This is a genomic window from Phormidesmis sp. 146-33, assembly GCF_052939515.1.
Genome location: NZ_JBJPHU010000167.1, coordinates 1 through 11,161 on the forward strand (window position 1 = coordinate 1; position 11,161 = coordinate 11,161).

Below are 11,161 nucleotides of genomic sequence, written 5' to 3' on the forward strand. Positions count from 1 at the left end.
AAACTTGCTCAAACTTCATGTCGATCGCTCCAACACAACGGGACGCTGCCGCCCCTCAACTTCTACTGTTGGCCATTGTGGATCAGCCGTGAGATTTTCTAAACGACCGTCAGAGTGAATGATAAAGGTATCTTCGATCTTGGCTCCTGGCAAACTCGGATTCCAGGCAACAGCCATCTGTGCAGCCAGTCGATCGTCGGTACTAGGAGTCGCAATCACATCGCGAGACAAATAGCCTGTTGTTCCCCCCTGATGATGTTGGCGAATCGCATCTGGATAGCCTTGTTGATTGTAGGACTGGGCGATCGCTTGATAAACCTGCTTGAGGGGCGTTCCGATTTGAGTCTGATTGAGTGCGATCGCTTCAACTTCAGCTACTTGACGATGTAAGGCTAAATCTATCTGCTCAAAGCAAACAAACCGAGTCAGGTTGGCATACAGCCCCGCTCCTCGCGCACAAAACACTAACATTGCCTGTTGACCGATCGCTTCAGAAGTCGGCACCGGATGACGGTAGAGGGGCGATCGACGTGCGCCAGCAGACAGCGTTAGGGCGGGATGAAGTCCTCGCCTCCAAAGCGCTTGTGCCCCGGCTCCAGCCAGTTGTTGCTCAGTCCAGGTCGGCTCGGCCTGCATCAGAACTTCAGTCATCGCTTCACTGGCCAATCGTCCAATTTGACGATAGCGATCAACTTCACTCGTTAGTAGAATGCGTTTTTGCTGAATTAAACTCAAGGGCAACATAGACTCGCCAGAAATCGGACGATCGCTGATTATCTTGCCATCATCCGTCACGGATTGCACAAACTGCTTGAGTGCGGTTGGATCTGCCCAGGGATAAGTCGCCAAGATGTAGCGATCGCGACCCAAAAGCTCCTCATCCTTAAAGCGGGGTGCCTCAATTTCACTGGTCAAGATCCAGGCAGCGTCAGCCGTCACGAGTACTTCCGCAACTCCGGTTTCTGCGGCTAGTAGCACCGTATGAGTTGCGCCTGCGGTTGCCCACATAAACCAATCTGTCCCCCGTAGCCAAAGTCCAGCCGCTCCTACTTCGTCAAGCGTTGCCCGGATGATTTTTAGCTTGTGGTCAATTTCTGTGGAAACTTGAGATAAATCAGAGCGTAGTTCAGACACAGCTTTGCAGGGATGGTCGCTAGAGTTTATGTACAAACGAATCACACTGAAGCAAGTGTCAGCGATTAAACCAAGACAGTCTTCACCTGTCGATAAGGTTCTCATTCTGACAATTTCTAATTTCAAGAACTTCTCTCTTTAGGTGGAAGGGTGAGTTGTATCAATTTATAATTAATATTCTGGATGTGAACTGCCAGTCTAAAAGTTTGCAAATAAATCTCTATAGCAGTCCTGAATCTTACGTGAAGATGTCCAAGTGATGATTTATTAGCCCTTAGTAATTGACGACTAACCCTAGTGGCAGCGTCCTCGGATTCAGGTGGAGGATGAGAATTACCGAGCGATCGTGGGATGATGAAGGGAAATACTGCCAGTAGACTGTAGCGTGACCAACCCTTTTCATCTTTATCTACCTGATGTTGACCAATGCCCGATCGTGGCTAGTCTGCCTCATAGTGGTTTGATAGTTCCCGATGCAATGGTGCAGACGCTCAATGAGTCCTATCAGCACTATCTTCCCCATCAAGATTGGCACCTAGACAAGCTCTATGATTTTTTGTCTGATTTAGGAATTACTGTTCTAGTCGCGACCCACAGCCGCTATGTCGTTGACCTCAATCGATCGGCTCAAGAGCCATTATTTGGCAGCTTTTGGCAATCCGCAATTCCTGAGAAAACTGCGTTTGGTGCGCCACTCTATCAGACTGCTCCTTCTCAAGAAGCGGTGACAAGCCGAATGGATCAGTTTTACTACCCCTATCATCATCAGCTAGAAGCTTTACTCACTCAGAAGATCGATCGCTTTGGTCGAGTTTATCTAGTAGATCTACACAGTTTTTTGGGGCCGATCGTCGATGATGTGTGTTTGGGCAATGTCAATGGAAAAAGTTGCTCTGAGTTTTTGATCTCAACCGTCGAGTCTGAGTTTTCTACACAGAGCTATCAGGTGGTTCGTAATAAAGTTTTTAATGGGGGATATATCACCAGACATTACGGGCTGCACCCTCAAGTCGAAGCGCTACAGATTGAGATTCGCTACCCCATCTACTTGCAGTCGAGTCAGCTAGAGCAGGACAATACACCCGATTGGGATGTGCCAGAGTTTCATCAAGCAAAACCTAAATTCAAAGCCATCTTTAGCAGGATCGTAGCGCTATTATCCTAACGAAGGATTTCATCTAACTCCCGCTAACTATGTAGATGCTGCTTTGCCCAAAGAGCCGCTTGGACACGATCGCGAACTTCTAGCTGGCTTATAGTTCGAGTGATCGCTTGGTCGAGATGAGTCAGTGCGATCGTGATTTCCGACAAAAAAGCCTTACTTGCTTCGGTTAACTTGATCCGGCACTTGCTGCGATCGAATAGCTTGACTTCATAGGCTTTTTTAGGGCCGCTCAACAGGTCTTCCAAGGCTTAAATTCTCAAACTTAGCGGTGGCTGCTTGATCCCCAACTGACTGGCTGCCTGACTGAAGGTATGACCTGGCTGGACAACTGCTATAGAGTAGCAAATTTGCCGAAGCTCAAAGTAACTGAGAGACTAAAAATTCACAACCCATCTCCAAACTATAGGATTGCTATACCATTTATCTAATAGGTCGATGTGAGCCTTCTACAAAGCAATGATAGACACTAACCTGGGATTGAATCAGCAGACAACTCAACGCTGGCAGTTTTGGATCGATCGCGGCGGCACCTTCACCGATATTGTTGCTCAACGTCCAGACGGTAAAATTGTCGTTCACAAGCTGCTCTCTGAGAATCCCGATCGCTATCCAGATGCTCCTATTCAAGGGATTCGCGACGTGATGGGCATTGCTTCAGATTGTCCCATTCCTGCCGAGCAGATTGCAGTCGTAAAAATGGGAACTACAGTCGCCACAAATGCTTTATTAGAGCGGAAAGGCGATCGAACCGTGCTGCTGATCACCAAAGGATTTCGGGATGCGCTGAAGATTGGCTATCAAAATCGTCCTAATATCTTTGCTCGTCATATTGTTTTACCCACTTCACTCTACGAACAAGTGATAGAAGTTGAGGAACGGTATAGCGCTCAAGGAGAAGAGCTAGTTTCCGTCCACGTAGAACGTTTAGTTGAAGCACTGCGATCGGCGTATGAATCCGGTATTCGATCTTGTGCAATTGCCTTTCTGCATGGCTATCGCTACCCTGATCATGAACAACAGGTGGCTGAAATCGCACGAGCGATCGGCTTTACTCAAGTTTCAGTTTCCCATCAGGTGAGTCCGTTGATGAAGCTAATTAGCCGGGGTGATACAACGGTGGTTGATGCTTATCTTTCTCCCATTTTGCGGCGCTATGTCGATTCGCTTTGCGAAACCCTGAAAGGTCGTGTTGCCGCCGAGTTGTCTTCAACAGACCAGTCTACTTGCAAGCTGATGTTTATGCAGTCAAATGGTGGACTGACGGACGCTCAACGATTTCAGGGCAAAGACAGCATTCTATCAGGGCCAGCCGGAGGCATTGTCGGAGCCGTCAAAACAAGTGCGATCGCGGGATTTGGTCAGATCATTGGCTTTGATATGGGCGGCACTTCTACCGACGTTTCTCACTTTAATGGGCAGTATGAGCGCACCTTTGAAACTGAGGTTGCAGGAGTTCGATTGCGGGCACCGATGATGTCAATTCACACGGTTGCGGCGGGAGGTGGTTCGATTCTCACGTTTGATGGTTCTCGCTATCGAGTTGGGCCACAGTCGGCGGGCGCTTTTCCTGGCCCAGCTTGCTATCGGCGCGGCGGGCCGTTGACGGTAACGGATTGTAATGTGTTAGTCGGCAAACTACAAGCAGGCTTCTTTCCAGCCGTGTTTGGTGTTGAGGGAACCCGATCGCTGGATGTAGAAGCCGTGCATCAGAAGTTTGCAGAACTAGCTAGTAAGATCAGCGAGACAACAGAAATTCGGACTCCAGAAGAGGTAGCAGACGGCTTTTTAGCAATCGCGATCGACAAGATGGCTAATGCAATCAAAAAAATCTCCGTTCAGCGCGGCTACGACGTTACAGACTATACACTCTGCTGCTTTGGGGGCGCAGGAGGACAACATGCCTGCCTGATTGCTGAAGCATTGGGAATGTCTCAGATTTTCCTTCATCCTTATGCGGGCGTTCTCTCGGCTTATGGCATTGGGTTAGCTGACCTGCGATCGCTCAAAGAGCAAGCCATCGAAGCTCCCTTAACCACAGCGTCCCAACTCAACCAGGTACTTGATGCACTAGCAATCGCGGGGCAGGCTGAAATTCTGGCTCAAGGAGTAGAAGCCGATCGCATTCAAGTTTTATTTAGTGTACAGTTGCGCTATGAAGGGACGGATTCCGCTCTGGTTGTTCCATTCGGCACGCTGGAGGAGATGCGATCGCAGTTTGAGCAAGCCTACAAACAACGCTATGGGTTCACCATGCAGAACAAAGCGTTAATCGTGGAGGCAGCTTCGATTGAAGCTATTGGACAAGCTTACAGTCCCACCAGTGCTCCGATCACAGCAAGCTTTAATCGAACCGTTCTAGAAGCCATTGAGGTTGTCCAAATCTACACCAAAGGCAAGTGGCATGATGCCCCAATCTACCAGCGCAGTGACTTAAAAACAGGCGATCGTATTTCAGGAGCCGCTCTGATTATCGAACCTACTGGAACGAACGTCGTTGAGCCGGGATGGATTGCGGAAGTCACCGATCGCAGTGATCTAGTACTCACGAAAACCCAAGTAGAACAGCCTACTCGACACCATTCTATCCAAGCTAACCCTGATCCCGTATTGCTGGAGATTTTTAATAATCTGGTGAGAGCGATCGCCGAAGAAATGGGTATTACCCTGCAAAACACAAGTTACTCAGTCAACATCAAAGAGCGACTTGACTTCTCTTGCGCTATCTTTGATCAACACGGGCAGCTAGTTGCCAATGCTCCTCATATTCCGGTACACCTGGGTTCGATGAGTGAGAGCATTCATAGTTTAATTCGCTCAAAGGGCAATACCCTCAAGCCTGGGGATGTTTATGTTTCTAATAACCCCTACAACGGTGGGACTCATTTACCTGACATCACGGTTATTACACCTGTGTTCTCAGAAGCCGATCGCACTCATCCACTGTTCTATGTTGCGTCACGGGGACATCACGCCGACATTGGAGGCATTACACCCGGATCGATGCCGCCTCACAGTACTTCAGTGGAGCAAGAAGGGGTATTGATTGATAACTTTCAACTCGTCGATCGCGGACAATTCCGTGAACTAGAACTGCGACAACTGCTGACTTCTGGAGCTTACCCAGTTCGCAATCCCAATCAAAATGTTGCTGATCTACAAGCCCAAATTGCAGCCAATGAGCAAGGTGTTAAAGAGCTTTTACAAATGGTGCAGCACTATGGGTTAGAGACAGCGCAAGCCTACATGCAGCATGTTCAAGACAACGCTGAAGAGTCGGTGCGGCGGGTGATTGCGGTTTTGCAGGACAGTCAATTTACTTACCCATTGGATGATGGTAGTCAGATTCAAGTCAAGATTTCGATCAATAAAAGCGATCGCGCTGCTCAAGTTGATTTTACAGGCACCTCTCCCCAACAATCGACAAACTTAAATGCACCACTTGCTATCTGTAAAGCAGTTGTTCTCTATGTCTTCCGCACGCTACTAGACGATGATATTCCCCTTAATGCAGGCTGCTTGAAACCATTGGAGATCATTGTTCCGCAGGGCTGTCTGCTCAATCCTAACTATCCTGCTGCTGTGGTTGCAGGCAATGTCGAAACGTCTCAAGCGATCGCGAATGCATTGTATGGTGCGATCGGCGTGATGGCAGCTTCTCAAGGCACAATGAACAATTTCACCTTTGGCAATGAGCAATACCAGTACTACGAGACAATCTGTGGGGGATCTGGAGCCGGGCCAACCTTTAACGGGACAGATGCCGTGCAGACCCATATGACTAACTCGCGCCTCACCGATCCAGAAGTGTTGGAATGGCGATTTCCGGTGCGGGTCGAGGAGTTTGCGATTCGAGCTAATAGCGGCGGACAAGGACAACGTCAGGGCGGTAATGGTGTGATTCGTCAGATTCAGTTTCGCGCAGCCATGACCGCAGCAATTCTATCTGGACATCGGATTGTTCCTCCGTTTGGTTTAAATGGCGGCGAGCCTGGTGCAGTCGGTCGAAACTGGGTAAAACGCAGCAATGGTGAGATTGAACAGTTGACTAGTAGAGCCGAAGTTAAGATGCAGCCAGGGGATGTATTTGTGATCGAAACACCCGGCGGCGGCGGTTTTGGTCAACCATAGCGATCGCGTGAAGATGCACTACTTCGTTACGATCGTCAATCTGCGACTGTTCCCCTAATAACTTGAACTATGCAATTGGTGCGTTTCGCGTGGCCCAACACACCGCAAGGGTCGGTTTTATTAAATCAATCCCAAGAACAACTAATAGCCCGATGTTTGAGGATTCTTACACCTGATTTAGGACTGCTATACTTGCCTGCGAACAAAGAAAAAATACTGTTACTTTCAACACCCTTCTGTCTGAATGTGTATGTTAGAAAGATAAACAATGTTTACCAAAACGAATGTCTAGTTTTTGCTGGTAGAAGCTTGTTGAGTCATCTAATAAGTTAGTTTTAATAGGTCACTAAGTTGGACGCAGGTTAATCCTCTACTGTACCAGCATCATAGAATGACAGCCTGGGAGAGTCTAAGTAGCAGCATGGTTCTGTTACCGTTCTCCTGGGCTTTATGATTTGAGATTTTTTAGCATCACCCTCTCGACCTTAAATTATGACTCGCACCGCTTCCCAACAATCAACCACGATCGACGCTCAATATTTTCTGCATCAAGACAAACCTGCTTGGAATGCGATCGCCTTTCTCTACACCTTTGGCGGCTACGCTGGAGGAATTGCGCTAATGTTACAAAACAATGGTTGGCTTAATGCACTAGGTGTTTTGCTGTTGACCCATAGCCTGATGATTTCTGCCTATCTTGCCCATGAGTTGATGCACGGCACGATTTTTGACAGTCGAAAATGGAATGCGATCGCAGGTGACCTGGTGCTGTGGCTCAATGGGGGATGTTATGCCCGTTTTCAAGATTTGACCAGGCTGCATATTGCTCACCACGTCGATCGCGTTGATTTCTGTCGATTTGATTTAGCCTCGTTTTTGAATCGTCTGCCCGCATTCGTGCGCGCAACCCTATTACCGTTGGAGTGGGTGTATATTCCTGCATTAGCGTTTTTGTCACGGTTTCGATCAATTTCTGCTCCATTTCGAGTATCCGATCGTAAAGATGAACGAGTCAGAGTTCTGATCATTTTAGCGATTCGAGCTACATTGTTTACAGTGTTGGGGCTAGTATCTCTCAAAGCACTGCTGCTGTACTTCGTCGCCTATGTTGGCATGATCACAGGACTGCGATTTATAGATGCGTTTCAGCATACCTATGAAGTGTTTCCGATTGGCACCTCGATTCCTAAGCGCGATCGGGCCCACGAACAAGCAAATACCTTCTCAAATCTAGTTTCCCAACGTTACGAATGGCTAAATTTACTGTTGCTCAATTTTGGCTACCACAATGCTCACCATGAGTTGATGAAATGTCCCTGGCATCGTCTCCCCGAACTCGATCGCACTCTCTTTTCGGGCAAAGAAGCGCACTACGTCACCTTGCCACAGCTATTAGTAAACTATCATCGCTTTCGCATTCAGCGCATTTTTAGGGGACAGGGAAGTGCGATCGACGAACAAGGAAACCCCAACCTGGAAAGATTTTACGGCGGCATCGAAGTTTCGTTTTTAGTGCTACCGTCCTAATGTTGAGCAGGATAAAGCTTCAACCAGATACTCAGAAGAGGAGCCACAATGAACCCCGAATTTCCATCCAGTCGAATGACTCGTCGCCAAGCGCTTTGGTTTGCTACGGGTGCGATCGCTAGTGTAAGTTTACACGCCTGCTCCCAAGCATCCACCTCCACAACACCCCCCTCAGCCAGCAATTCTATAAGCAGCATTGCGATGGGCACAACGACCTGGATTGGGAACGCCCCCCTGCACATTGGACTAGAGAAAGGCTTCTTCAAAGATCTCGGACTCGATCTCAAGCTACAGGTATTTGAAACAGTGGCGGCCGGGTTTCCAGCCTTTCTATCTGGCAAATTAGAGGGGCTATCTCCAGTTACCTCAGAAGCCGTTGCACTAGCCGCAAAAGGCAGCGATTTTAAGATTGTGCTGGTTGAGGATACGTCTATTGGAGCAGATGTGATTATGGCCCGCAACAATATCGCCAGCGTTCAGGATTTTAGAGGCAAAAAGATTGGTGCAGAGATTGGCGGGATTGGTCATTTCTTTGTGCTGCAAGTGTTGGCAGAGGCGGGGCTAACTGAAAAAGATGTGACATTTGTCAAGCGCAACTCGACCTCGATCGGTGGATGGAAGAGATCTTTCCGTTGATTGAACTGATTCCACTGCGGCAAGGGCAATCCCTTCAACTTACTCCAGCAGCATCGCCCTGCCTGATTTTAGGAGATAGCAATCGCCTTAAGCAGGTCATCATTAATTTGATTAGCAATGCGAGTGAAGCGATCGAACCTGGAGACCAAATTACCTGTTGTGTGATTGCCTCACCTTCCCACGTTTGCATTCAAGTTCACAATCGAGGACAACCGATTCCACCTGATGAACTCTCAAAGTTAACTCAGCCTTTTTACACGACAAAGCCTTGCGGGACAGGATTGGGATTAGCAATTGTCAAACGAATCATTGAGACGCACAACGGCGAGTTGAAGATCCAGTCAGATGCAATTTCAGGGACAACCGTAACCATCCAGCTACCACAGTTTCGGCAAACCCAGGCAGAACCATGAATTTTTTTTCATAGTTTTTTCATTTGGGCATCATGTAGCTCAACGAGATTAGTAACTGTAAGGCAAACAAAGCTTTACGAACACATCTATCCCTAATCTCAGAGGAAACCATGAAGAAGCATCTCAAATCAATTCTACTGATGGGTGTCAGTGTCGTAGGTGTCGCATCTGTTGCGGGGTACTCTTTCCTGTCTAATGCTGGGCAACGCGCTACAGACAACACTCAAGTCTCTCAAGCAATGCAAGCTTCCGATCATCAATCGATCGATCAATCGATGACTGTGGCTCAAGCCTCGAACAGTAATAAACTCGCGGCTCAACTTCAAGGCAAACCGACGATCGTTAAAATTTACGCCGATTGGTGTCCAGCTTGCCAACGCCTTCGACCTGTCACTGAATCGTTGCAGCAGCAGTTTGGCGATCGCGCAAATTTCGTCGTGTTTGACGTGACAAACCGTACCACCACTCAAGCAGCAGAAGCCAGAGCGAGAGAGTTAGGCTTGAGTGATTTTCTGGCGGCACATCGCAGTCAAACCTCAACGGTTGCCATCATTAATCCCAGCAATGGTCAGACGCTTACTCAGTTTCGCTACAACTTCAATCAACAAGACTATGTGAATGGCATTGAGCGTGCGATCCAGCGTGTCAGTGCCCGTTCCTAACGTCTTGTTCTTTACCTTCCCTTTCAATCAACGGAGCCAATTACCATGATTCAAACATCACAGTCTGCATTGTCCTTACTTCAACAACAATCCGAAAGACCGATTCTAGCGAAATTTGTGGCTCCGCATTGTGGCGGTTGTATCACACTCAAACCTGTTTTAGAGCGACTGGCACAAGAACATGCAGATCACCTGCATCTGATCGAGATCGACATCACCGAAGAACCAGAATTAGCAATGGAACTGGATGTCCGCAGCGTTCCCACAGTTGTATTGTTCCAGCAAGAACAAGAGATTGGACGACTTGTAGGCTTACAACCCAAGCAGCACTACGCGAACTTAGTCCAGCAAGTAATCTAACCGGATACGAGCAAGATGCTCACACACCCTAAACCAGAATTCATCAGAAGTGTGAGCATCTCGCTGATATCTGAATTATCCCTTCAATGCAAAACTGCTCAATCAACTAAGAGAAGCCGCAATGAAATCTCAACAGACTCCGAGTTCACTCGAAATTGTGACCCCAATGCCACAAAAGAACCCGCACAAGTTCCCCTTCACGTCTAAAACACTCTTCTATGGCGGTCTATTTCTCGGTGCCTTAGTTCTTGCCCTCGTTTCCCCGCATCTATCTGGCTGGTATCTCTACCTCACCGAGCTAGTCGGTCACATTCAGGCTCCGTATCAGCAATGGTTAGAGCAGCAAAATTTGAGTGATCCGATCGTGCTTGTGCCCTTAGCATTCGTAGGTGGATTGATTGCGAGTATCTCGCCTTGTATTCTGTCTTTGCTGCCTGTCAACCTCAGCTATATCGGAACGCTCAAAATCACCTCGCGTCGAGCCGCCTTTAACAAAGCTGGATTGTTTGTTTTGGGTGTGGTTACGGTGTTCAGCTTGTTCGGATTGTTCGCATCCTTCGCAGCAGCAGTCCTAGTTGATTATCGAGGATACTTTAACGTTGTGGTGGGGGCAATCATTCTAGTCATGGGACTCAGCTTTGCGAGAATCATTCACTTGCCCTTGCCACAACCGAAAGCTTCAGTGTCGGCAGCGGGACCTTACGGAATTGGACTGACGTTTGCACTCGTGAGTTCTCCTTGCTCTAGTCCGGTGCTATTTGCGGTGATCGCCGCCGCCGCCGCAACAGGCTCTCAGTTCATCAGTGTTGTCACGTTGATGAGTTATGGGTTGGGTTATACTGCCGTTATCTTTTTCGCCAGTTTGTATGCGGGCCTAGTGAAGCAAAGTCGCGTTATTCTGGGAAAATCAGACTGGGTGATTCGAGTCGGCAGTGCCGCGTTGATGCTGGCAGGTGGATTCTATCTGGTCAATGGAATTCACTGGTTTCTATGACGAGAACGAATGATCAAGGATGAGTTAACGGTGACGCATCCTTGATGAGATGTTTGCAACAGGTGCAGATTATGAGAAACAACAGGTTTAAAGGCAAGCAGTCGCTCCAAATTAATCTAAAACGGCTCCGCGAGTGGGGCGG

The 11,161-nt window shown here is 48.1% G+C and carries 10 protein-coding genes; 8 read left to right on the top strand and 2 right to left on the bottom strand.

What is annotated here, in order from left to right; genetic code table 11:
* Positions 1-15: 15 nt before the first annotated feature.
* Positions 16-1,134, bottom strand: coding sequence for a M24 family metallopeptidase (locus ACJ2PR_RS33080; RefSeq protein WP_446880230.1), 1,119 nt, complete (start codon positions 1,132-1,134; stop codon positions 16-18).
* Between the two features lie 385 nt (positions 1,135-1,519).
* Between ACJ2PR_RS33080 and ACJ2PR_RS33085 the strand changes: the two genes are divergently transcribed.
* Positions 1,520-2,299, top strand: coding sequence for an N-formylglutamate amidohydrolase (locus tag ACJ2PR_RS33085; protein ID WP_446880231.1), 780 nt, complete (start codon positions 1,520-1,522; stop codon positions 2,297-2,299).
* 23 nt (positions 2,300-2,322) lie between these two features.
* Here the strand turns inward: ACJ2PR_RS33085 and ACJ2PR_RS33090 are convergent, their stop codons facing one another.
* A complete protein-coding gene (locus ACJ2PR_RS33090; RefSeq protein WP_446880232.1) occupies positions 2,323-2,544 on the bottom strand; it encodes a hypothetical protein in 222 nt (73 codons plus the stop codon).
* 211 nt (positions 2,545-2,755) lie between these two features.
* Here ACJ2PR_RS33090 and ACJ2PR_RS33095 point away from each other — a divergent pair, with 211 nt between their 5' ends.
* The 7 genes from ACJ2PR_RS33095 (at position 2,756) to ACJ2PR_RS33125 (ending at position 11,019) form a co-directional block, all read left to right on the top strand.
* A complete protein-coding gene (locus ACJ2PR_RS33095; RefSeq protein ID WP_446880233.1) occupies positions 2,756-6,427 on the top strand; it encodes a hydantoinase B/oxoprolinase family protein in 3,672 nt (1,223 codons plus the stop codon).
* Between the two features lie 492 nt (positions 6,428-6,919).
* Entirely contained in the window at positions 6,920-7,954 is a 1,035-nt protein-coding gene (locus ACJ2PR_RS33100) for a fatty acid desaturase family protein (protein ID WP_446880234.1), read from the top strand.
* Positions 7,955-8,002: 48 nt separating this feature from the next.
* Positions 8,003-8,590 (top strand): ABC transporter substrate-binding protein, encoded by a 588-nt coding sequence (locus ACJ2PR_RS33105; protein WP_446880235.1) that lies wholly within the window; start codon positions 8,003-8,005, stop codon positions 8,588-8,590.
* Entirely contained in the window at positions 8,569-9,003 is a 435-nt protein-coding gene (locus ACJ2PR_RS33110; protein WP_446870382.1) for a sensor histidine kinase, read from the top strand. The genes ACJ2PR_RS33105 and ACJ2PR_RS33110 overlap by 22 nt, the downstream gene beginning before the upstream one ends.
* A 110-nt stretch (positions 9,004-9,113) precedes the next feature.
* Positions 9,114-9,665 (top strand): thioredoxin domain-containing protein, encoded by a 552-nt coding sequence (locus ACJ2PR_RS33115; protein ID WP_446860539.1) that lies wholly within the window; start codon positions 9,114-9,116, stop codon positions 9,663-9,665.
* 45 nt (positions 9,666-9,710) lie between these two features.
* A complete protein-coding gene (locus ACJ2PR_RS33120) occupies positions 9,711-10,025 on the top strand; it encodes a thioredoxin family protein (RefSeq protein WP_446880236.1) in 315 nt (104 codons plus the stop codon).
* 121 nt (positions 10,026-10,146) lie between these two features.
* Complete coding sequence (locus tag ACJ2PR_RS33125) at positions 10,147-11,019, top strand: cytochrome c biogenesis protein CcdA (RefSeq protein ID WP_446880237.1); 873 nt, start codon at positions 10,147-10,149, stop codon at positions 11,017-11,019.
* Positions 11,020-11,161: the final 142 nt, after the last annotated feature.

Coding starts and splice junctions, on each gene's coding strand:
- ACJ2PR_RS33120 (WP_446880236.1), top strand. CDS start 9,711: ATGATTCAAACATCACAGTCTGCATTGTCCTTACTTCAACAACAATCC.
- ACJ2PR_RS33100 (WP_446880234.1), top strand. CDS start 6,920: ATGACTCGCACCGCTTCCCAACAATCAACCACGATCGACGCTCAATAT.
- ACJ2PR_RS33125 (WP_446880237.1), top strand. CDS start 10,147: ATGAAATCTCAACAGACTCCGAGTTCACTCGAAATTGTGACCCCAATG.
- ACJ2PR_RS33115 (WP_446860539.1), top strand. CDS start 9,114: ATGAAGAAGCATCTCAAATCAATTCTACTGATGGGTGTCAGTGTCGTA.
- ACJ2PR_RS33095 (WP_446880233.1), top strand. CDS start 2,756: ATGATAGACACTAACCTGGGATTGAATCAGCAGACAACTCAACGCTGG.
- ACJ2PR_RS33105 (WP_446880235.1), top strand. CDS start 8,003: ATGAACCCCGAATTTCCATCCAGTCGAATGACTCGTCGCCAAGCGCTT.
- ACJ2PR_RS33110 (WP_446870382.1), top strand. CDS start 8,569: ATGGAAGAGATCTTTCCGTTGATTGAACTGATTCCACTGCGGCAAGGG.